Annotated in this window: 20 protein-coding genes and 1 tRNA gene; 15 read left to right on the forward strand and 6 right to left on the reverse strand. The window is 62.9% G+C overall.

Annotation, left to right across the window (positions count from 1 at the left end; all coding sequences use genetic code 11):
* Window positions 1–16: 16 nt before the first annotated feature.
* From BC1002_RS04640 to BC1002_RS04650, 3 genes are read right to left on the reverse strand one after another with little or no spacing between them, the layout of a single operon-like run.
* Window positions 17–790 (reverse strand): DUF3106 domain-containing protein, encoded by a 774-nt coding sequence (locus BC1002_RS04640; protein WP_013088920.1) that lies wholly within the window; start codon window positions 788–790, stop codon window positions 17–19.
* 16 nt (window positions 791–806) lie between these two features.
* Window positions 807–1,229: a DUF3619 family protein gene (locus BC1002_RS04645; RefSeq protein ID WP_013088921.1), complete on the reverse strand. Its 423-nt coding sequence runs from the start codon at window positions 1,227–1,229 to the stop codon at window positions 807–809.
* On the reverse strand, window positions 1,226–1,789 hold the full coding sequence (locus tag BC1002_RS04650) for an RNA polymerase sigma factor (protein WP_013088922.1): 564 nt from the start codon (window positions 1,787–1,789) through the stop codon (window positions 1,226–1,228). Before BC1002_RS04650 ends, BC1002_RS04645 begins: the two co-directional genes overlap by 4 nt.
* A 356-nt stretch (window positions 1,790–2,145) precedes the next feature.
* Here BC1002_RS04650 and BC1002_RS04655 point away from each other — a divergent pair, with 356 nt between their 5' ends.
* From BC1002_RS04655 to BC1002_RS04680, 6 genes are all read left to right on the forward strand, one after another.
* Entirely contained in the window at window positions 2,146–3,909 is a 1,764-nt protein-coding gene (locus BC1002_RS04655) for an acetolactate synthase 3 catalytic subunit (protein ID WP_013088923.1), read from the forward strand.
* A 124-nt stretch (window positions 3,910–4,033) separates the two neighbouring features.
* Complete coding sequence (gene ilvN / locus BC1002_RS04660) at window positions 4,034–4,525, forward strand: acetolactate synthase small subunit (RefSeq protein ID WP_008920618.1); 492 nt, start codon at window positions 4,034–4,036, stop codon at window positions 4,523–4,525.
* A 103-nt stretch (window positions 4,526–4,628) separates the two neighbouring features.
* On the forward strand, window positions 4,629–5,645 hold the full coding sequence (gene ilvC, locus BC1002_RS04665; RefSeq protein WP_008920617.1) for a ketol-acid reductoisomerase: 1,017 nt from the start codon (window positions 4,629–4,631) through the stop codon (window positions 5,643–5,645).
* A 132-nt stretch (window positions 5,646–5,777) separates the two neighbouring features.
* A complete protein-coding gene (locus BC1002_RS04670) occupies window positions 5,778–6,416 on the forward strand; it encodes a phosphatidylserine decarboxylase (protein ID WP_013088924.1) in 639 nt (212 codons plus the stop codon).
* A gap of 24 nt (window positions 6,417–6,440) precedes the next feature.
* The gene (gene pssA / locus BC1002_RS04675) at window positions 6,441–7,310 is read left to right on the forward strand and encodes a CDP-diacylglycerol--serine O-phosphatidyltransferase (protein ID WP_013088925.1); all 870 of its coding nucleotides are present in this window, start codon (window positions 6,441–6,443) and stop codon (window positions 7,308–7,310) included.
* 367 nt (window positions 7,311–7,677) lie between these two features.
* Window positions 7,678–9,225: a 2-isopropylmalate synthase gene (locus tag BC1002_RS04680; RefSeq protein ID WP_013088926.1), complete on the forward strand. Its 1,548-nt coding sequence runs from the start codon at window positions 7,678–7,680 to the stop codon at window positions 9,223–9,225.
* A gap of 124 nt (window positions 9,226–9,349) precedes the next feature.
* Here the strand turns inward: BC1002_RS04680 and BC1002_RS04685 are convergent, their stop codons facing one another.
* The 3 genes from BC1002_RS04685 to BC1002_RS04695 all read right to left on the reverse strand — a co-directional run bounded on the left by BC1002_RS04685 (window position 9,350) and on the right by BC1002_RS04695 (window position 12,439).
* Window positions 9,350–10,912 carry a SulP family inorganic anion transporter gene (locus BC1002_RS04685; protein ID WP_013088927.1) on the reverse strand — a complete coding sequence of 521 codons (1,563 nt, stop codon included), beginning with the start codon at window positions 10,910–10,912 and terminating at the stop codon, window positions 9,350–9,352.
* 110 nt (window positions 10,913–11,022) lie between these two features.
* Window positions 11,023–11,658 (reverse strand): carbonic anhydrase, encoded by a 636-nt coding sequence (locus tag BC1002_RS04690; RefSeq protein WP_013088928.1) that lies wholly within the window; start codon window positions 11,656–11,658, stop codon window positions 11,023–11,025.
* A gap of 229 nt (window positions 11,659–11,887) precedes the next feature.
* Window positions 11,888–12,439, reverse strand: coding sequence for a hypothetical protein (locus BC1002_RS04695; RefSeq protein WP_013088929.1), 552 nt, complete (start codon window positions 12,437–12,439; stop codon window positions 11,888–11,890).
* A 185-nt stretch (window positions 12,440–12,624) separates the two neighbouring features.
* On the opposite strand from BC1002_RS04695, the gene BC1002_RS04700 reads away from it, so the two are divergent.
* From BC1002_RS04700 to BC1002_RS04740, 9 genes are all read left to right on the forward strand, one after another.
* The gene (locus BC1002_RS04700) at window positions 12,625–13,932 is read left to right on the forward strand and encodes a branched-chain amino acid ABC transporter substrate-binding protein (protein ID WP_013088930.1); all 1,308 of its coding nucleotides are present in this window, start codon (window positions 12,625–12,627) and stop codon (window positions 13,930–13,932) included.
* A 194-nt stretch (window positions 13,933–14,126) separates the two neighbouring features.
* Window positions 14,127–14,399 carry a 30S ribosomal protein S15 gene (gene rpsO, locus BC1002_RS04705; protein ID WP_008920609.1) on the forward strand — a complete coding sequence of 91 codons (273 nt, stop codon included), beginning with the start codon at window positions 14,127–14,129 and terminating at the stop codon, window positions 14,397–14,399.
* Window positions 14,400–14,746: 347 nt separating this feature from the next.
* Window positions 14,747–16,882: a polyribonucleotide nucleotidyltransferase gene (gene pnp, locus BC1002_RS04710; protein WP_013088931.1), complete on the forward strand. Its 2,136-nt coding sequence runs from the start codon at window positions 14,747–14,749 to the stop codon at window positions 16,880–16,882.
* 150 nt (window positions 16,883–17,032) lie between these two features.
* A complete protein-coding gene (locus tag BC1002_RS04715) occupies window positions 17,033–18,049 on the forward strand; it encodes an NAD(P)H-quinone oxidoreductase (RefSeq protein ID WP_013088932.1) in 1,017 nt (338 codons plus the stop codon).
* A 167-nt stretch (window positions 18,050–18,216) separates the two neighbouring features.
* Window positions 18,217–18,993: a triose-phosphate isomerase gene (tpiA, locus tag BC1002_RS04720; RefSeq protein WP_013088933.1), complete on the forward strand. Its 777-nt coding sequence runs from the start codon at window positions 18,217–18,219 to the stop codon at window positions 18,991–18,993.
* 82 nt (window positions 18,994–19,075) lie between these two features.
* On the forward strand, window positions 19,076–19,471 hold the full coding sequence (gene secG, locus BC1002_RS04725; RefSeq protein ID WP_013088934.1) for a preprotein translocase subunit SecG: 396 nt from the start codon (window positions 19,076–19,078) through the stop codon (window positions 19,469–19,471).
* Between the two features lie 112 nt (window positions 19,472–19,583).
* A tRNA-Leu gene (locus BC1002_RS04730) sits at window positions 19,584–19,668 on the forward strand.
* A 158-nt stretch (window positions 19,669–19,826) separates the two neighbouring features.
* Complete coding sequence (locus BC1002_RS04735) at window positions 19,827–20,186, forward strand: NADH-quinone oxidoreductase subunit A (protein ID WP_018420012.1); 360 nt, start codon at window positions 19,827–19,829, stop codon at window positions 20,184–20,186.
* A gap of 62 nt (window positions 20,187–20,248) precedes the next feature.
* A complete protein-coding gene (locus BC1002_RS04740; protein WP_006052903.1) occupies window positions 20,249–20,728 on the forward strand; it encodes a NuoB/complex I 20 kDa subunit family protein in 480 nt (159 codons plus the stop codon).
* The last annotated feature ends 10 nt before the right edge of the window (window positions 20,729–20,738 follow it).

Here is a 20,738-nt window from a genome sequence, read left to right on the forward strand (position 1 = left end):
GGGCTCGGGATTGGAATCAGGAGCCGTGGAAGATCGCCGGCGCTTCGGCCGGCGACACCGGCACCGGCGTCGCCGGCACGAAGCTGCCCGCCGCCGGAATCGCGGGCGTGGCCGGCAGCGATGCCCCAGCCGGTACGGAGGCGGCCGGCGCGGCGCTCGCCGCCGCGGCAGCGCTGGCGCCCGAGCCGTGCTCGCGCGCGTTCACGAACCGGTCGATGCCCTTGATCTCGTTGCGAGCCGACGGCGGCGCGCTGACGATGCTGGGGCGACGCTTGCGCTCACTGGCGGCGAGCCGCTCCTTCGCTTCTTCGGGCAGTTGTTGGTACGCCTTCCACGCGTTCTGGCGCGCTTCGCGCGGCAATTCCTTCGAAACCTGGTAATTCTCGCGCGCGACGCGGCGCTGATCGGGCGTCATGCGCACCCATTCGCTCATGCGCTCATGCAGACGCTTTTGCGCATCCGGTGACATCTTTGCGTATCGCGACGCGATCTTGATCCACTTCCGCTTACGCTCATCGCTAAACGAATCCCACTGCGATGCGAAGGGCGCGAGCGCGACGCGCTCAGCGGCGCTCAGACGTGACCACGCGAGCGGGCTGTTGCTGCCCGGCAGGCCGGGCAAGTCGACGGAAAGTGCGGGGGCGGGCGCGGACGCGGCGACGTTGACGCCGGGCGACGGGTGCCCCGCCGGGGACGGGCTCGGATGAAAGCGCGGATAGGTCGCGACGAACGACACCAGAGCCGCGATCGTGCATCCGAAAACAACGGCCAGGCCGCGTTTGTAACTCACCCGAGGAATCTCCCGCTCAGTGGGCGCGTGAAAGATACGCGTTGAAGCCGTGGTCGAGATAGGCATTGAGCGGCAGGTCGTCGCTAAGCATGGCGGCATCGATATCGGCGAGTTCGGCGGTGCGCTGGTGGTCTTCCCAGTACGCGATGCCGATCAGGCTCACCACCAGCGCGGCGAGCGGCCACGCGAGCGCGAAGCGGCGCAGCGACCAGCGGCGGCGCGGCTCGAAGCTTCGCTGCGGCAGCCCGGCCGGCATGCCGGCGAACGCAGGCACGAACACCGGCGCGCTGACGGCTTCGGGCTTTTTGCGCGCCAACGCGGCGCGCCGCGCGGCGGCGAGCCGGTCGACGGTGGCGGGCGGGAGGCTGGTGGTGTTTTCGTCGAGCGCGCGGCGCAGTTGACGCGCAAACTCGAGTTCTGTGTTTTCGAGGGAGCTCATAGCGTGATTCCTTTCGCCTTGAGCGCTTGCGCCAGCGTGTGGGTGGCCCGGGAGCAGTGCGTTTTCACACTGCCTTCGGAGCAGCCCATTGCGGCGGCAGTCTCGGCGACATCCATATCCTCCCAATAACGCATGAGAAACGCCTCCCGTTGACGTGCCGGTAATTTCTGGATCTCATCGTCGATCAACTGCAGGACCTGCTCGCGCTCGAGCTTCTGCTCGTTGCTTTCGGCGCCAGCCGAACCCGCCTCGGCCTCGAAGGTTTCCAGCGGATCGAATTCGTCGTCGTCGGAATTGCCGAGCGACGAGAACAAACTAACCCAAGTGTTGCGTACTTTGGCACGACGGAAATAGTCGTGTGTCGCATTCTGCAGAATACGCTGAAACAGCAGTGGTAGCTCGGCCGCCGGGCGGTCGCCGTATTTCTCGGCGAGCTTGATCATCGCGTCCTGCACGATGTCGAGGGACGCATCGTCGTCCCGCACGGCGTAGACCGTCTGCTTGAACGCGCGCCTTTCGACGCCCGCCAGAAAATCGGCGAGTTCCTTGTCTGATGCCATCCGTGTGGGGTCGGCGCAGCAAGCGTGCGCGTAATCGGTCGAAAAATGTCGTAAAACCCGCGGATGCTAACAAATTTTTGCTCAGATCGGGGTGAAACCTGCCGAACCTTGCATTTGCATAACAATCGACATTCCGTCCGATCGCGCGCTCCTACGCGCGTGCTAATGGCAATATTTTCTTGACCGCGAGCGCGTCTACAGCTATCGTCGCTGGTTCGCAACATAAGTGAGTTGTCTCAATTGAGGTGTGGCCCAAGAAGCCCGCCTGTCAACTGGACGCGCCGCTTGAACCCGAGCCACAAGCCCGGCAGAGAGCACCCGATCAATTTTTTGCCGAAAATTCGAAAGGTGAATCAATGAATATGCCCAGCGCGGAATTCTCCACGTCGGATACGACCCCCCCTCACGAAGCAGACTCTATCGGCGCCACCGTGCTCATGAAGGCACTGGCCGACGAAGACGTCGAATTCATCTGGGGCTATCCCGGCGGCTCGGTACTCTACATTTACGACGAGCTGTACAAGCAGGACAAATTCCAGCACGTGCTCGTGCGTCACGAGCAGGCGGCCGTCCATGCTGCCGACGCCTACGCGCGTTCCACCGGTAAGGTCGGCGTGTGTCTCGTGACCTCCGGCCCAGGCGTCACCAATGCGGTGACCGGCATCGCCACCGCCTATATGGATTCGATCCCGATGGTCGTGATCAGCGGCCAGGTGCCGACTGCCGCGATCGGTCAGGACGCATTCCAGGAGTGCGACACGGTCGGTATTACGCGCCCCTGCGTTAAGCACAACTTCCTCGTGAAGGACGTGCGCGATCTCGCCGCCACCGTCAAGAAAGCTTTCTACATCGCCCGTACCGGCCGTCCGGGCCCGGTGCTGATCGACATTCCGAAGGACGTGTCGAAGGCGCCGTGCCAATACGAGCCGATCAAGAGCGTGTCGCTGCGCTCATACAATCCGGTCACGAAGGGCCACTCCGGTCAGATCCGCAAGGCGGTGTCGCTGCTGTTGTCGGCGAAGCGTCCGTATATCTACACCGGCGGCGGCATCGTGCTCGCGGATGCGTCGCGTGAGCTGAACCAGTTTGCCGATCTGCTCGGCTATCCGGTCACCAATACGCTGATGGGCCTGGGCGGCTACCGCTCGAGCGACAAAAAATTCCTCGGCATGCTCGGCATGCACGGTACGTACGAAGCCAACATGGCGATGCAGCACTGCGACGTGCTGATAGCCATCGGCGCGCGCTTCGACGACCGCGTGATCGGCGATCCGAATCACTTCGCATCGCGGCCGCGCAAGATCATCCATATCGACATCGATCCTTCTTCCATTTCCAAGCGCGTCAAGGTCGACATTCCGATCGTCGGCGACGTGAAGGAAGTGTTGAAGGAACTGATCGAGCAGTTGCAGACGGCCGAGCATGGCCCCGACACCGCGGCGCTCGCCGACTGGTGGAAGGACATCGAAGGCTGGCGCGCGAAAGACTGCCTGAAGTTCGACCGCAAGAGCGACATCATCAAGCCGCAGTACGTGGTCGAAAAGGCTTGGGAACTGACCGACGGCAACGCGTTCGTGTGCTCCGACGTCGGCCAGCACCAGATGTGGGCCGCGCAGTTCTACAAGTTCAACAAGCCGCGTCACTGGATCAACTCCGGTGGCCTCGGCACGATGGGCTTCGGCTTGCCGGCCGCGATGGGCGTGAAAATGGCCCATCCGGACGACGACGTGCTGTGCATCACGGGCGAAGGCTCGATCCAGATGTGCATTCAGGAGCTGTCGACCTGCAAGCAGTACGACCTGCCGATCAAGATTATTTCGCTGAATAACCGCTATCTGGGCATGGTGCGCCAGTGGCAGCAGATCGAATATAGCAAGCGCTATTCGCATTCGTATATGGATGCGCTGCCGGACTTCGTGAAGCTCGCCGAAGCGTATGGTCACGTGGGCATGCGCATCGAGCGCACGGCCGATGTGGAACCGGCGCTGAAAGAAGCGTTGCGCCTGAAGGATCGCACGGTGTTTCTCGACTTCCAGACCGACCCGACCGAAAACGTCTGGCCGATGGTTCAGGCCGGCAAGGGCATCACCGAGATGCTCATGGGTTCGGAAGATCTTTAACGACGGGACGTTTGGTTAAATCCAGCGCCGGCTTCGTGATGCGCGCCTTCACAAAAGGCGAAAGCAGACGAAGCGGCGCCGCTCCGCTCGCAGACATCGACACTACATCTGGAAGAAGCGAAACATGAGACACATCATTTCCGTCCTGCTGGAAAACGAACCGGGCGCATTGTCGCGCGTGGTGGGTCTGTTCTCGGCACGCGGCTACAACATTGAAACCTTGACGGTGGCTCCGACCGAAGATCGTTCGCTGTCGCGCATGACCATCGTCTCCGTTGGCTCCGACGACGTGATCGAACAGATCACGAAGCATCTGAACCGCCTGATCGAGGTGGTGAAAGTGGTCGACCTTACCGAGGGCGCCCACATCGAACGCGAGCTGATGCTGATCAAGGTGAGGGCGGTCGGCAAGGAACGTGAGGAGATGAAGCGGATGTCGGACATTTTCCGCGGCCGCATCATCGACGTCACCGAAAAGACCTACACGATCGAACTGACGGGGGCGAGCGACAAGCTCGACGCCTTCATCGAGGGGCTCGACTCCACGGCGATTCTCGAGACGGTCCGCACGGGCAGCTCGGGCATCGGTCGCGGCGAGCGCATTCTGAAGGTCTGACGTCCCGATCGAAAGGCCGGGCAACGCGGCACCGCCGTCTGTAATAACAACATTCGCAGTAACTGAATTTCTCTGAATCATCGAATCTAGCCAAGGAACCGACATGAAAGTTTTCTACGACAAGGACGCCGATCTCTCCCTCATCAAGGGCAAGCAGGTCACCATCATCGGCTATGGCTCGCAAGGCCATGCGCACGCGCTGAACCTGAAGGAAAGCGGCGTGAACATCACGGTCGGTCTGCGTAAGGGCGGCGCATCGTGGAGCAAGGCTGAAAACGCCGGCCTGCAAGTCAAGGAAGTCGCGGAAGCGGTGAAGGGCGCGGACGTCGTGATGATGCTGCTGCCGGACGAGCAGATCGCCGACGTGTACGCGAAGGAAGTTCACGCGAACATCAAGCAGGGCGCAGCACTCGCATTCGCGCACGGCTTCAACGTGCACTACGGCCAGGTGATCCCGCGTGCCGACCTCGACGTGATCATGATCGCGCCGAAGGCACCGGGCCACACGGTTCGCGGCACCTATTCGCAAGGTGGCGGCGTGCCGCACCTGATCGCGGTTGCGCAAGACAAGTCGGGCGCGGCGCGCGACATCGCTTTGTCGTACGCAGCGGCTAACGGTGGCGGCCGTGCCGGCATCATCGAGACGAACTTCCGCGAAGAAACCGAAACCGACCTGTTCGGCGAGCAGGCTGTGCTGTGCGGCGGTACCGTCGACCTGATCAAGGCTGGCTTCGAAACGCTGGTCGAAGCGGGTTACGCGCCGGAAATGGCGTACTTCGAGTGCCTGCACGAACTGAAGCTGATCGTCGACCTGATCTATGAAGGCGGCATCGCGAACATGAACTACTCGATCTCGAACAACGCCGAGTACGGCGAGTACGTGACGGGTCCGCGCATCGTGACCGCTGAAACGAAGAAGGCGATGAAGGCCGTGCTGACCGACATCCAGACTGGCGAGTACGCGAAGAGCTTCATCATCGAAAACAAGGCTGGCGCACCGACGCTGCAATCGCGTCGCCGTCTGACGGCCGAGCACCAGATCGAGCAGGTCGGCTCGAAGCTGCGCGCGATGATGCCGTGGATCGCGAAGAACAAGCTCGTCGACCAGTCGAAGAACTAAGCGTCTCGACGTAACGAGGTCCGGCGCGGCGCTTGGGCGCGGCGGCCGGACCAGTCAAAAAGCCGTCCAAGGGTGCTGAACCCTGGGCGGCTTTTGCTATCCTACGGTTTTACAAAAACACAGAAGCCATCCATGAATTACCCTCATCCGATCATCGCGCGAGAAGGCTGGCCATTCATCGCCATCGCGGCCGTCGTTGCACTACTGGTTCACGCCTTCGCGGGGTTCGGCTTTGCGTGGCTCTTCTGGCTGATCCTGATCTTCGTCGTGCAGTTCTTCCGCGACCCGGCGCGTCCGATTCCGACGCAGGCCAACGCGGTGCTGTGTCCCGCCGACGGTCGCATCGTCGCGGTAGAAACCGCCCATGACCCTTATGCGAATCGCGAAGCGCTGAAGATCAGCGTCTTCATGAACGTGTTCAACGTGCACTCGCAACGCTCGCCGGTCGACGGCGCGATCTCGAAGGTCGAATACTTTCCTGGCGCGTATCTGAACGCCGCGGTCGATAAAGCCTCGCTCGAAAACGAACGCAACGCGATCGTGATCGAAATGGCCGGCGGCCAGACGGTCACCTCGGTGCAGATCGCCGGGTTGATCGCACGACGCATTCTTTGCTATGTCCGTGCCGGCGAGCCGCTGACCCGCGGCCAGCGTTACGGATTCATCCGCTTCGGTTCGCGCGTCGACGTGTATCTGCCGGTGGGCAGCCGTCCGCGCGTATCGATCGGCGAGAAGGTGTCGGCGTCGTCCACGATCCTCGCCGAGCTGTAAAGCGGCATACAGGAGGTTGTCCGAATGGCCGCATTCAAACCGCGTCGACCTCGCAGCAGCGGACCGCTGCCGCGTCCATTTCGCCGCAACAAACCGGTGGTCACGGAATCGCCGGCCGCCGACAGCCGGCGCGCGCAGCGTCAGCAGTTCCTCAGAAAACGCGGCATCTACCTGCTGCCGAACGCCTTCACCACGGCCGCGCTGTTCTGCGGTTTCTTCGCCGTCGTGCAGGCGATGAACGTGCGCTTCGAGATCGCGGCGATCGCGATCTTCGTCGCGATGGTGCTCGATGGCATGGACGGCCGCGTCGCGCGCATGACGCATACGCAAAGCGCGTTCGGCGAGCAGTTCGACAGCCTGTCGGACATGGTGTCGTTCGGTGTTGCGCCCGCGCTCGTGATGTACGAGTGGATACTGAAAGACCTCGGCCGGTGGGGCTGGCTCGCGGCGTTCGTCTATTGCTCGGGCGCGGCGCTGCGGCTCGCGCGCTTCAATACGAACATCGGCGTGGTCGACAAGCGTTTTTTCCAGGGCATGCCGAGCCCGGCCGCGGCGGCGCTGATCGCGGGTTTCGTGTGGCTCGCCACCGACAACCGCGTGCCGCTGAAGCTCGTCTGGCTGCCGTGGGTCGCCTTCGTACTGACCATCTATGCGGGCGTGACGATGGTGTCGAACGCACCGTTCTATAGCGGCAAGGCGCTCGACGTGCGGCATCGCGTGCCGTTCGGCGTGATCCTGCTGGTGGTGGTCGCGTTCGTGCTCGTGTCGTCCGACCCGCCGCTGATGCTGTTCGGTCTGTTCGTGCTGTATGGTCTGTCGGGCTACGTGTTCTGGGCGTACCAGGCGATACGCGGCCGGGCCAATCCGGCGCGTTCGATGTCGCACGACCGGTGACGAGTTGAACTTCGCTGCGTTGCAGCGACAGACGAAAAACGGCAGCCTGAGCGCTGCCGTTTTTCGTTGGCTGATGCCGTGACGAGCCCGCTTCGAACCGCGCCGCAGCCGCCTCGGCGCGCATTGCGCGGTGGCTGGAATGCCGCTATAGTCGTCGGATCAGTGCGTTGGCGTGGCCGATTTTGCCGGGTCGGCGACACCGCTCGCTGCGCCGCGTCATCATGCTTCTTTCACGCCCTTATGCGCATTTGCGTTCCGCCCGCATCGGCCGCGATCATCGCGATCGGCCTACCTTGCCGGCGGCGGCGCCCATCGTCCTATTCCAAAACCAAGTCCCACATCTGAACGACTCCCGAGGAGGCCCGACATGTCCGACAAACTGATCATTTTCGACACCACGCTGCGTGACGGCGAGCAATCGCCCGGCGCGTCGATGACGAAGGAAGAGAAGATCCGCATCGCCAAGCAACTGGAGCGGATGAAAGTCGACGTGATCGAAGCGGGCTTCGCGGCCAGCTCGAACGGCGACTTCGACGCGATCCATACGATCGCCGGCCTGGTGAAGGACAGCACGATCTGCTCGCTTGCGCGCGCGAACGACAAGGACATTCAGAAGGCTGCGGATGCGTTAAAACCGGCCGATCACTTCCGCATCCACACGTTCATCGCGACGTCGCCGCTGCACATGGAAAAGAAGCTGCGGATGACGCCCGAGCAGGTATTCGAGCAGGCCAAGCTCGCGGTGCGGTTCGCGCGCAAGTTCACCGACGACGTCGAATTCTCGCCGGAGGATGGCAGCCGCTCGGATATGGATTTCCTGTGCCGCGTGCTCGAAGCGGTGATCGCCGAAGGCGCGACCACGATCAACATCGCGGACACGGTCGGCTACGGTGTGCCGGAGCTCTATGGCCAGCTCGTGAAGACGCTGCGCGAGCGCATTCCGAACTCGCATAAGGCGGTGTTCTCCGTGCATTGCCACAACGACCTCGGCATGGCGGTCGCGAATTCGCTCGCCGGCGTGCAGATTGGCGGCGCGCGCCAGGTCGAATGCACGATCAACGGTCTCGGCGAGCGCGCGGGCAATACGTCGCTCGAAGAAATCGTGATGGCGGTGAAGACCCGCAAGGATTACTTCGGACTCGACGTTGGCCTCGATACCACGCAGATCGTACCGGCCTCCAAGCTCGTGTCGCAGATCACCGGCTTCGTGGTGCAGCCGAACAAGGCCGTGGTCGGCGCGAACGCATTCGCGCATGCGTCGGGCATCCATCAGGATGGCGTGCTGAAGGCGCGCGACACCTACGAAATCATGCGTGCGGAAGACGTGGGTTGGACCGCGAACAAGATCGTGCTCGGCAAGCTGTCGGGCCGCAATGCGTTCAAACAGCGTCTGCAGGAGCTCGGCATCGCACTCGACAGCGAAGCCGAACTGAACACCGCGTTCGCCCGCTTCAAGGAACTCGCTGATCGCAAGGCGGAGATTTTCGACGAAGACATCATCGCGATCGTCAACGAAGAATCGGCCGAAGCGCACGAGAAGGAGCACTACAAATTCCTGTCGATGTCGCAGCATTCGGAAACCGGCGAGCAGCCGCACGCGAAGGTGGTGTTCTCGGTAGAGGGTAAAGAGATCACCGGCGAAGCGCGCGGCAACGGCCCGGTCGACGCCACGCTGAACGCGATCGAAACGGAAGTGGGCAGCGGCTCCGAACTGCTGCTGTACTCGGTCAACGCGATCACGACCGGCACGCAGGCGCAGGGTGAAGTGACCGTGCGGTTGTCGAAGAGCGGACGCATCGTCAACGGCACCGGCACCGATCCGGATATCGTCGCGGCGTCCGCGAAGGCGTATTTCTCGGCGCTCAACAAACTCTATTCGAATGCGGACAAGTTGAATCCGCAGCGCTCGGAGTAACGCGAACATGGCGTGCCGGTAGCGCGCAATCTCGACGTGAATCGAAGCAGAAGCCCCGCGTTGCCTGGCATGCGGGGCTTTTTTCGCAGTCATCGCACGGGCGCGATCACCCGAGACGCGGGGACTACTCCGCCGTCGTGCGCCGCAGCGACCAGCCGCTCGTTGCGCGCGCCTGCTCGCGGACCTGATATCTGACGTCGACGGTGATCCCGCGGCGGGGCGCATCCGCGACGAATGCGTCCAGCAGTTCGCGCACATCGTGATCGACGAAATCGGCGCGTGTCGTGTCGACGATGACGGTGGCGCCATCCGGAATTTGCTGCAGATAGTGCTTGAGCGGCACCTTGCCGAGAAACGACACGTCCTTGCGAAACGACAGCAGGTAGTGATCGCCATGCTGCGCGAGCACGATCGGGCCGCGAAGGTTTGCGTATAGCGCGAACAGCATGCTGCACAGAATGCCGAGCACGATACCGATCAGCAGATCGGTGACGAGCACACCGACGACCGTGACGATAAACGGTGCAAACGGCGCGAATCCCTGTCGCGCGAGCCCGGCGAACAACGATGGCTTGGCGAGTTTGAAGCCGGTGAAGATCAGGATCGCGGCAAGGCAGGCGAGGGGGATCAGATTGATCACGCTCGTGAGCGCGAACACGCTGACGAGAAGCAACACGCCATGAACGATCGCCGAGAGCCGGCTTTTTGCGCCGGCATGCACGTTCGCGGAGCTACGCACGATCACCGCGGTGATCGGCAGCCCGCCGATCGCACCCGCAATCAGATTGCCCACGCCCTGCGCCTTCAATTCGCGATCGGGCGGTGCGCGGCGGCGTTCCGGATCGATCTGTTCGACCGCTTCGAGGCTCAGTAGCGTTTCGAGACTTGCGAGGATGGCGATCGTCATGGCAACGCGCCATATGTCGGGATTGAAGAGCTGGGCGAACCGTGGTCCGAAGTCTGCCGACGCAAGCACGGCCTGCAGTGCCGCGAACGATTCGAGCGACGGTAGCGCGACCCGCCGTTCGGCGGGCGGTGCCAGCGATGGGGCGACGAGATCGAGCGCGAGCGTCGCGCCGATGCCGAGCAGCACCACCGCGAGCGGTGCCGGCATGATGCGCACGATAGCGAAGCGGCGCAGCGCGCGGGTTTCCCAGCCGGCGAGGATCGCGAGCGACAGCAGCGTGATCAGCACGACAGTCGGCGAGATTGGGCCGAGCGGCGTTGTGACCGCCGCGGCCGAGTGGGCGGAGTGAGCGGTGCCGGACAGCCCCAGCGCAACGGGAAACTGCTTGAGGATCAACAGCAGGCCGATGGCCGCGAGCATCCCCTTGATCACCGGCGACGGCACGTAGGCGGCGAACCGGCCGGCCTTGAGCATGCCGAAGCCGAACTGGATGACGCCCGACAGCAGCACGGCCAGCAGAAAAGCGGAAAAGCCGCCAAGCCGCGCGATGCCGTCGACGACGATCACGACGAGGCCCGCGGCCGGACCGCTCACGCTCAGACGCGAGCCGCTCAGCGCGGCAACCACGAGCCCGCCAATGATGCCGGACACCAGCCCGGCAAACGGGTCGACGCCCGACGCGTGAGCAATGCCGAGACAAAGCGGCAGGGCCACGAGAAAAACGGCCGTTCCAGCGAGCACGTCACGCTGAAGCGCGGAGAGGCAGGTTTCAGTATCCATGGAGTCCAGAAGCGAGAGATGGGGCGGCGGGCGACGAACAGGGTGTGACTCGATGACGATTCCGCTGTCGACTCCGTCCGCGGTTCGAATGGGGCGCGCTACGCGCTTCGTTAGGCCGCGCTGTGCGCGGCGGTCGTGCAGGTCATCGCGTCGTCGGCGCTATAGCCGGAGGTGAGCACCTTGATGCGCCCGTCGTCGAGCGCAAAGATCCAGCCGTGCACGAGCGGCGCCGGATCCGCCTCATGCACGATCGGGCTCGCCCGTAGCTGCCGCACCTGTTCGAGCACGTTCAGCTCGGCGAGGCGGTTGACGCGATCCGATTCGGTCGCCGCGCCGCTCAGTTCCGGGCGATGCGTTTTCGCGAGCGCGCAGAGCGGCGCGATACGCCGGTTCACATGGGGCAGCGCGGGGTCGGGCGGCAGCAGCGCGGCGCGCACGCCGCCGCAGCCATAGTGGCCGCAAACGATCACATGGCCGACCTTGAGCACTCGCACTGCGTATTCGAGGACGCTCGCGACGTTGTCGTCGTCGGGATCGAACAGGTTGGCGATGTTGCGATGGACGAACAGATCGCCGGGCTCGCAATGCGTGATCGTTTCGGCGGGCACGCGGCTATCCGCGCAGCCGATCCACAGAATGTGCGGATTTTGTCCGCGCATGAGGTCGCGAAAGAATGCCGGATTGCGCGTCGCGGTTTCATGGGCCCACGCGACGTTGGCGACCAGCAGGTGTTTGGGTCGGTTCATCGTAGCAACTCCTAACAGAGGCAATTGACCTGGCACCGGACCGAACCCGCGGCTATGCGGTCGCTCGCGAGCCGGTGCCCGAACGGTGTTTACAATAACCTTTCTTTCGCGCAATGGTTGACGCAAGCAGGATAAAATCCTTCTTTATGCTAGTGGAATAAAAAAGCCGCCTATCCAAGGCGGCTTTTTTGAGATTAGTTTCTTCTCTTGAAGATGGCGCTCAGCACACTCAGAACAGGCTGCGGCGGTCGGGCTCGTGTAGCGGATCGGGGGTCTTCTGCGTGAGGCGCAAGATGCCCTGGTCGTCGAAGTAGAAGCTGTACAGCATGTACCAGACGTTGTCCTCGAGATACCGATAGGTCCAGACTTCGCGCCTCATCATCGGGAAGTACGACGTTTCGACCGGACGGCCGAAATTCACCAGCACGTCGCTGCGCGTCCATTTGCCGATCTCTGCGCGGTAGAACTCGTTGGGTTGCAACACCTGGCGCATGTTGACGATCTTGCCGGCCGCGTCGATGTCGGCGGCGGTGGTGGTTTCGCCCATCGGTTGGGTCGGCCACATCAGGCGCTTGCCGCCGTCGGGTAGATCATAGGTCTCGCGCGGCGGACCCAGCCGCGCGATCACCGTCGATGCGTCCGCTCCCTGTTGATACTGCTGCCACGGCTGGGCGCAGCCGGCGAGCGCGAGCACGCTCAGGCAAACGAAAGCGGCGCGACGCAGACTCGCGCCGGCCGGGACGGTGATAGGGGCCGCCGTGCGGTGGTGGCGGTTCGACATGTATTCCTCCGATGGCGTTTGAATAGCGGTTCTTATCATCGAGACGCACATTTTGACACGCGCGGCGGTGAATGAACGGCGCTGCCTGAACGTGCGTCGCCTCCTCGGGGAACGGATGCGTCGGCTTGCCTATTCCGTGTGCGCCGTCCTATGATCCGCGCTTCGAAGATTCAGGCAGGACGACCATGACGGGGATCTGGCAACGAGCGGCGGCGGTTGCGCTGACGGCGATTTCAATGGCGGTGGTGGCAGTTGGCGTGACTGAGGCGGCGAGTTCAGGGGCGAATCCGACCGGCAAACCCACGGGCATCCCGATCAGGTTCGCGCTGATCGAAGGCATGTCCGGCCCGTTCGCGAACGCGGGCGCGGCGGTCGAGCGCAATCTGCGCTTCGGTGTCGAGCAGGTCAACGCGCACGGCGGCGTGAAGCTTGCGGACGGCGCCCATCCGTTCGAACTCGTCGTGCTCGACAGCAAAGGCAGCACGGAGGAAGCGCTGACGCAATTGCGCGCAGCCGCGGATCGCCATATCGGCTACATCCTGCAGGGCAACAGCTCAGCGGTCGCCGCGGCGCTCGTCGGCGCGATCGACAAACAGAACAGCCGCGAGCCAAACAACCGCGAACTGTTCCTGAACTACTCGGCAGACGACCCCGCGCTCACCAACGCTACCTGCAGCTTCTGGCACTTTCGCTTCGACGCGCACGCGGGCATGCGGATGGCCGCGCTCGCTGAGGTGATCGAGCGCGATAAGACGGTGAAAAAGGTCTACCTGCTGAACCAGGATTACAGCTTCGGCCACGACGTGAGCAGCCTCGCGCGCTCGACGCTCGCGGCGAAGCGCCCCGACATCGCGGTGGTCGGCGACGAATTTCACCCGATCGGCCGCGTGAAGGACTTTGCGCCGTACATCGCGAAGATCCGTTCGAGCGGCGCGGACGCAGTGATCACCGGCAACTGGGGCAACGACCTGACGTTGCTCGTGAAGGCGGCGCGCGAGCAGGGCCTCGACACGAAGTTCTACACGTTCTACGGCAACAGCCTCGGCGCGCCGGCTGCCCTCGGTGACGCGGGCGTGGGTCACGTGATCGCGGTGGCCGAGTGGCATCCGAACGTCGGCGGCGCGGCCTCCGATGCTTGGTACGCGGCGTTCCGCGCGCGCTATCCTGCCGCGCAGGACGACTATCCGGTGCTGCGTATGCCACTGCTGATCGACACACTCGCCGCCGCCATGCACCGCGCCGGCAGCGCCGATCCGACGGCGGTCGCGAGAGCGCTTGAGGGCATCCGTTTCGACAACGGTTTTCATGCTGCGTGGATGCGCACCGATGACCACCAGCTGATCCAGCCCCTTTACGTAATGCAGATGGACAAAGCCGGCACGCCCGGCGTGCATTTCGATAACGAAGGCTCGGGCTACGGCTTTCGCACGGTGCTGGCGATACCAGCCGAGGGCACGATCTTGCCGACGGCCTGTCGGATGCGGCGTCCCTGAGCGACGCTCGATCCGCCTTGCTAGCGCGGGGTTCGCGGCAGAAGTCGGCTGTGCTACAATACGCGTCCCGTTGTTGGGCTGGGTTCTCATTCAGTTAATTCAGCCACGAACGGGGCTCAGTAAATTGTGAAACGGGTATCCCACGGCACGGCCTTTCTTCCGTGACCGCCTGTCCAGTTATCAAGGAAATTGACATGTCCGCAGTTGAAGCAAGCAAGAAGTCCGAAGTCGTCGCGCAATTCGCACGCGCAGCCAACGACACCGGCTCCCCCGAAGTTCAGGTCGCGCTGCTCACGACCCGTATCAACGAACTGACCTCCCACTTCAAGGAGCACACGAAGGACCACCACAGCCGCCGCGGTCTGCTGCGCATGGTGAGTCGCCGTCGCAAGCTGCTCGACTACCTGAAGGGTAAGGACGCGGATCGTTACCGCAGCCTGATCGAGAAGCTGGGTCTGCGTAAGTAATCGGCCAGTCGTTCAGCAAGATGCCTGTGTCAGTTTCGCTGATACAGGCATTTTGTTTTTGCGCGGCGCGCTTCGTGTAACGCGCACTGCCTGTGGTCCGCGGCGTATGCCGGTTCGCGCGGCGTCCACAGGCAAGCGTAGTAGCAGTAGCAGAGCAGCAGTAGAAGAAGCAGTAACAGGAAACAAGGCCGGGCTTCAGGGCAGAGTTTTGTGTCATTCCAGCGGTTCGCGCGCGCTCGCAGCACGTGGCTCTCTGGAATGGCATAGCACGACTCTTCCCATGCGGCGCCGGCCCCGGCGTTGCCGCGCCGCTTCCGGTCCGCGCGGCATTACGATGAGGAAAAGCAATGACTATGTTCAACAAGATCGTCAAAGAGTTTAAGTGGGGGCAGCACACCGTTCGCCTCGAAACCGGTGAAATCGCTCGCCAGGCTAGCGGCGCGGTGATCGTCGACGTCGAAGACACCGTGGTGCTCGCCACCGTCGTCGGCGCGAAGACCGCGAAGCCGGGTCAGGACTTCTTCCCCCTCACCGTCGATTACATCGAAAAGACCTACGCCGCCGGCAAGATCCCGGGTGGCTTCTTCCGCCGCGAAGGCCGTCCGTCGGAAGGCGAGACGCTGATCTCGCGCCTGATCGACCGTCCGCTGCGTCCGCTCTTCCCTGAAGGCTTCTACAACGAAGTGCAGGTCGTGATTCACGTGCTGTCGCTGAATCCGGAAATCCCCGCCGACATCCCTGCGCTGATCGGCGCGTCGGCGGCGCTCGCCGTGTCCGGTCTGCCGTTCAACGGTCCGGTCGGCGCGGCACGCGTGGCCTACATCAACAACGAATACGTGCTGAACCCGACGCGTCCGCAGATGAAGGAATCGGCGCTCGACCTCGTCGTCGCCGGCACGGAACGCGCGGTGCTGATGGTCGAATCGGAAGCGCAGCAGTTGAGCGAAGAAGTGATGCTCGGCGCCGTCGTGTTCGGTCATGAGCAGATGCAGACCGCGATCGACGCGATCCACGAACTGGTCCGCGAAGGCGGCAAGCCCGAGTGGGACTGGCAGCCGGCCGCGAAGAACGAAGCGCTGATCGCGCGCGTGGGCGAACTCGCCCAAGCCGATCTGCTCGCCGCTTACCAGATCCGCGACAAGCAGGCTCGCTCGACCAAGCTGAAGGAAGTCTACGCAGCGACCTCGGCGAAGCTCGAAGAAGAAGCGGCGGCAGCCGGTACCGTGGCGGCGGACAAGGCGTCGGTCGGCAACGTGCTGTTCGACATCGAAGCGAAGATCGTCCGTACCCAGATCCTGAATGGCGAGCCGCGTATCGACGGCCGCGACACTCGCACCGTGCGCCCGATCGAAATCCGCACCGGCGTGCTGCCGCGTACCCACGGCTCGGCGCTGTTCACACGCGGCGAGACGCAGGCGCTGGTGGTTGCGACGCTCGGCACGAAGGGCGACGAGCAGAGCATCGACGCGCTCGAAGGCGAGTACCGTGAGCGCTTCATGCTTCACTACAACATGCCTCCGTTCGCGACCGGCGAAACGGGCCGCGTCGGTTCGCCGAAGCGCCGTGAAATCGGTCACGGCCGTCTCGCGAAGCGCGCGCTCGTCGCGTGCCTGCCGAGCGCCGACGAATTCGGCTACTCGATCCGCGTCGTGTCGGAAATCACCGAGTCGAACGGTTCGTCGTCGATGGCTTCTGTGTGCGGCGGCTGCCTCGCGCTGATGGACGCCGGCGTGCCGATGAAGGCACACGTCGCCGGGATCGCGATGGGCCTGATTCTCGAAGGCAACCGCTTCGCGGTGCTGACCGACATCCTCGGCGACGAAGATCACCTCGGCGACATGGACTTCAAGGTCGCGGGGACGGAACAAGGCGTAACCGCGCTGCAGATGGACATCAAGATCCAGGGCATCACGAAGGAAATCATGCAGGTCGCGCTCGCGCAGGCGAAGGAAGGCCGCATGCACATCCTCGGCAAGATGACCTCGGCGGTGTCGGGCGCGAACACGCAGCTGTCGGAGTTCGCACCGCGCATGATCACAATCAAGATCAACCCGGAAAAGATCCGCGACGTGATCGGCAAGGGCGGCTCGGTGATCCGCGCGCTGACCGAAGAAACCGGCACGACGATCGACATCTCGGACGACGGCGTCGTCACGATCGCGAGCACGAACAGCGAAGGCATGGCCGAAGCGAAGCGTCGTATCGAAGCGATCACGATGGAGGTCGAAGTGGGCCAGGTGTACGAAGGCACCGTGCTCAAGCTGCTCGACTTCGGCGCGATCGTGAACATCCTGCCGGGTAAGGACGGTCTGCTGCATATCTCCGAGATCGCGAACGAGCGCATCAAGGACATCAACGACTATCTGAAGGATGGCCAGCAGGTGAAGGTCAAGGTCATCCAGACGGACGAGAAGGGTCGTGTGCGTCTGTCGGCCAAGGCATTGCTGAACGACGCGCCGCAAGGCGAACCGACGCCGCAGTAAGGCGGTAACGGACAAACGGCCGGCCGTGTGATGCACGCCGGCCGTTTTTCATGCAGGATGGATTGCGTTGCGTATTCGAATCGCAGCGCGGCGCCACGGCCGACGGCGGCAACGGGTGGGCAACGCAATCCAATCTTGGAGTTGACGCAGATGAAAGCGATCGAAATCACTGAATTCGGTGCCCCGGAAGTTCTCAAGCTGGCGGAGCGACCGACGCCGCAGCTCAAGGCTGGCGAGGTGCTGATCAAGGTGGCGGCATCCGGCATCAATCGTCCGGACGTGTTTCAGCGCAAGGGCGGCTATGCGCCGCCGCCGGGAGCGTCGGATCTGCCGGGCCTGGAGGTGTCGGGCGAGATCGTGGGCGGCACGATCGACGCGAAGAACAACCCGTTCGGTCTGAAGATTGGAGACCGCGTTTGCGCGCTGCTCGCGGGCGGCGGCTATGCGGAGTATGCGGCGGCGCCGCTCCTGCAATGCCTGCCTGTGCCGGCGGGATTGTCGGATGTCGAAGCGGCTTCGCTGCCCGAGACTTTTTTCACGGTGTGGAGCAACGTGTTCAATCGCGCGCAGCTCGGCCAGGGCGAGGGCGGCGCGAATGAAACGCTGCTCGTGCAGGGCGGATCGAGCGGCATCGGAGTGACGGCGATCCAGATTGCGCACGCGCTCGGCTTCCGTGTGTTCGCCACCGCGGGCTCGGACGAAAAGTGCCGCGCGTGCGAAGCGCTCGGCGCCGAACGGGCGATCAACTACAAGACTGAAGATTTCGTCGAAGTCATCAAGTCACTGACTAACGATCGTGGCGTCGACGTGATCCTCGACATGGTGGCGGGCAGCTACGTGCCACGCGAACTGTCGGCGCTCGCCGATGGTGGTCGCATCGTGCTGATTGCGCTGCTTGGCGGCGCGAAGGCGGAGCTGAACCTGAACGAAGTGCTGCGTCGCCGTCTGACGGTTACTGGTTCGACCCTCCGGCCGCGGCCGATCGAGTTCAAGGCACAGATCGCCGCGCAATTGAAGGAGCGCGTGTGGCCGCATCTCGAAGCGGGGCGCATCAAGCCGGTCGTGCATCGCGTGTTTCCGGCTGCGCAGGCTGGCGACGCGCATACGCTGATGGAAAGCAGCACCCACGTCGGCAAGATCGTGTTGACGTGGGGTCAGGAGGCTTGACACCATCGGTTTGACCCGATCCACCCCACGCAGTAAAATTGCGCGTTTTGCGCGCGCCGGATCAATCCAACGGGCGGGCCGCGAGTGCAGGGGCAGGCTGCAGCGAAGCGCGAGCGAAGTCCGCCGGCGGAGCAGGCCGGACTGGCAAGACAGGACAATACGAGACGATGTCGAATCAACAACGAGCCAAACTGGTAGTCGGTAACTGGAAGATGCATGGGCGGCTCGCCGCGAACGCCGCGTTGTTGCAGGCAGTGGTGCAGGGCGCCAATGAATTGCCGGCGGATGTGCGCGTTGGTGTCTGCGTGCCGAGCCTCTATCTCGCGCAAACGCAGTCGCTGCTCGAAGGCACCTCGGTCGTGTGGGGCGTGCAGGACGTGTCCGCGTTCACGCATGGCGCCTATACCGGCGAAGTGGCTGCGCCGATGGTGACGGACTTCGGTGCCACGTTTGCGATCGTCGGGCACTCGGAGCGCCGCGCGTATCACCGCGAAAGCGCCGAGCTGGTTGCGGTGAAAGCGCAGCGTGTGCTCGATGCGGGTTTGACGCCGATCGTGTGCGTCGGCGAAACGCTCGAAGAACGCGAAGCTGGTTCGACCGAGCAGGTCGTCGGCGGTCAGCTCGACGAAGTACTCGCGAAGCTGTCGGCTCAGGAAGCGGCTCGCCTCGTCGTCGCGTATGAGCCGGTATGGGCAATTGGTACCGGCAAGAGCGCATCGGCGGCGCAAGCGCAGGCCGTGCATGCGTTTCTACGCGCACGTCTCGCGGCGAAGGGTGCGGCGGACGTGCCGTTGCTGTACGGCGGCAGCGTGAAGCCGGACAACGCGGAAGAGCTATTCCGTCAGAACGATATCGATGGCGGCCTGATCGGTGGCGCGTCGTTGAAAGATCAGGATTTCCTGGCGATTTGCAAGGCGGCCGCTGCGACCACTGTGGCGGATTAAGCAGGGCGTCTCGGCGAGGGTGACGCTATTTCGCGCAGCACACAGTGTGCGGCGCGGTTAAATAAAGACTCAGGTGAGTGTAATGCTGTATTTGAAAACATTGATTATCGTCGTTCAGTTGTTGTCGGCGCTCGGGGTCATCGGACTCGTCTTGCTGCAGCACGGCAAAGGCGCCGACATGGGTGCGGCTTTCGGCAGTGGCGCGTCGGGTAGCCTGTTCGGTGCGACGGGTTCGGCGAACTTCCTGTCGCGTACCACCGCGGTGCTCGCGGCGCTGTTTTTTGCCACGACCTTGGCACTCACTTACCTTGGCGCGTATCACGTGAAGCCGTCGGCAGGCGTGCTGGGCGCGGCGGCTACTGCGCCGATCGCGGCTTCGCCTGCTTCTGCGCCGGCGGCGGGCTTGGCTCCGGTGGCGGCATCGCCCGCAGCGCCGGCTTCGCCTGCGTCGGTTCCGGCGACGGGCGTGCCGAAATAAATTTTCGGTAGGCGTGCTCTTGTGCGTTGAACAATCTGTTTAAACAAGTTACAATTCAAGTCTTGAAGCGATTCGCGGGTTTTACAAGTTGTTTTCCCGGATTGCATATAGTGCCGACGTGGTGAAATTGGTAGACACGCTATCTTGAGGGGGTAGTGGCGAAAGCTGTGCGAGTTCGAGTCTCGCCGTCGGCACCAAATGTTATCTAAATGCCAGCCGTTTGCTTCGCTTCGGCTGGCATTTTCACTTCTGGCGTATGGCGGGAGAGCTTGCGTCATGCGCGTTGAGGAAGTGATTTCGCGTTAGGGGTGCTATGCTCCTGACGGCACTCAGAACCAACCGATTGAGGATTGTCTTGAACCTCGCAGCCTATTTCCCCGTTTTGTTGTTCCTCATTGTGGGCACCGGTTTAGGCGTAGCACTGGTCAGTATCGGCAAGCTCCTCGGTCCCAACAAACCCGACACCGAAAAAAACGCACCGTACGAGTGCGGCTTCGAAGCATTCGAAGATGCGCGCATGAAGTTCGACGTGCGCTACTACCTCGTCGCCATTCTCTTCATCATTTTCGACCTTGAAACCGCGTTCCTGTTCCCGTGGGGCGTGGCATTGCGTGACATCGGCTGGGCTGGGTTCACGGCAATGATGATTTTCCTGCTCGAGTTCCTTCTTGGTTTTGCCTACATCTGGAAGAAGGGCGGCCTCGACTGGGAATGATGGATTAATCGCCGGTTTGCGTGGGTGGCCAGGCTCGCCGCCCCGTCTGGAGTGGAAAGCAAATGAGTATCGAAGGGGTCTTGAAAGAAGGGTTTGTCACCACTACGGCAGACAAACTGATCAACTGGACGCGCACCGGCTCGCTGTGGCCGATGACGTTCGGTCTCGCGTGCTGCGCGGTCGAGATGATGCATGCGGGCGCCGCCCGTTATGACCTCGACCGTTTCGGTGTGGTGTTCCGTCCGAGTCCGCGTCAGTCGGACGTGATGATCGTCGCCGGCACGCTGTGCAACAAGATGGCGCCCGCTCTGCGCAAGGTCTACGACCAGATGGCAGAGCCGCGCTGGGTGATCTCGATGGGCTCGTGTGCGAACGGCGGCGGCTATTACCACTACTCGTACTCGGTGGTGCGCGGCTGCGACCGGATCGTTCCGGTCGACGTGTACGTGCCGGGTTGCCCGCCCACAGCGGAGGCGCTGGTGTACGGCGTGATCCAGCTGCAAGCCAAGATTCGCCGCACCAACACCATCGCCCGTCAATAAGGCTCACGCC

It is taken from the genome of Paraburkholderia atlantica, from assembly GCF_000092885.1.
Classification (GTDB): Bacteria; Pseudomonadota; Gammaproteobacteria; order Burkholderiales; family Burkholderiaceae; genus Paraburkholderia; species Paraburkholderia atlantica.

Coding starts and splice junctions, on each gene's coding strand:
- BC1002_RS04645 (WP_013088921.1), bottom strand. CDS start 1,229: ATGAGCTCCCTCGAAAACACAGAACTCGAGTTTGCGCGTCAACTGCGC.
- BC1002_RS04650 (WP_013088922.1), bottom strand. CDS start 1,789: ATGGCATCAGACAAGGAACTCGCCGATTTTCTGGCGGGCGTCGAAAGG.
- BC1002_RS04655 (WP_013088923.1), top strand. CDS start 2,146: ATGAATATGCCCAGCGCGGAATTCTCCACGTCGGATACGACCCCCCCT.
- ilvN (WP_008920618.1), top strand. CDS start 4,034: ATGAGACACATCATTTCCGTCCTGCTGGAAAACGAACCGGGCGCATTG.
- ilvC (WP_008920617.1), top strand. CDS start 4,629: ATGAAAGTTTTCTACGACAAGGACGCCGATCTCTCCCTCATCAAGGGC.
- BC1002_RS04670 (WP_013088924.1), top strand. CDS start 5,778: ATGAATTACCCTCATCCGATCATCGCGCGAGAAGGCTGGCCATTCATC.
- pssA (WP_013088925.1), top strand. CDS start 6,441: ATGGCCGCATTCAAACCGCGTCGACCTCGCAGCAGCGGACCGCTGCCG.
- BC1002_RS04680 (WP_013088926.1), top strand. CDS start 7,678: ATGTCCGACAAACTGATCATTTTCGACACCACGCTGCGTGACGGCGAG.
- BC1002_RS04685 (WP_013088927.1), bottom strand. CDS start 10,912: ATGGATACTGAAACCTGCCTCTCCGCGCTTCAGCGTGACGTGCTCGCT.
- BC1002_RS04690 (WP_013088928.1), bottom strand. CDS start 11,658: ATGAACCGACCCAAACACCTGCTGGTCGCCAACGTCGCGTGGGCCCAT.
- BC1002_RS04695 (WP_013088929.1), bottom strand. CDS start 12,439: ATGTCGAACCGCCACCACCGCACGGCGGCCCCTATCACCGTCCCGGCC.
- BC1002_RS04700 (WP_013088930.1), top strand. CDS start 12,625: ATGACGGGGATCTGGCAACGAGCGGCGGCGGTTGCGCTGACGGCGATT.
- rpsO (WP_008920609.1), top strand. CDS start 14,127: ATGTCCGCAGTTGAAGCAAGCAAGAAGTCCGAAGTCGTCGCGCAATTC.
- pnp (WP_013088931.1), top strand. CDS start 14,747: ATGACTATGTTCAACAAGATCGTCAAAGAGTTTAAGTGGGGGCAGCAC.
- BC1002_RS04715 (WP_013088932.1), top strand. CDS start 17,033: ATGAAAGCGATCGAAATCACTGAATTCGGTGCCCCGGAAGTTCTCAAG.
- tpiA (WP_013088933.1), top strand. CDS start 18,217: ATGTCGAATCAACAACGAGCCAAACTGGTAGTCGGTAACTGGAAGATG.
- secG (WP_013088934.1), top strand. CDS start 19,076: ATGCTGTATTTGAAAACATTGATTATCGTCGTTCAGTTGTTGTCGGCG.
- BC1002_RS04740 (WP_006052903.1), top strand. CDS start 20,249: ATGAGTATCGAAGGGGTCTTGAAAGAAGGGTTTGTCACCACTACGGCA.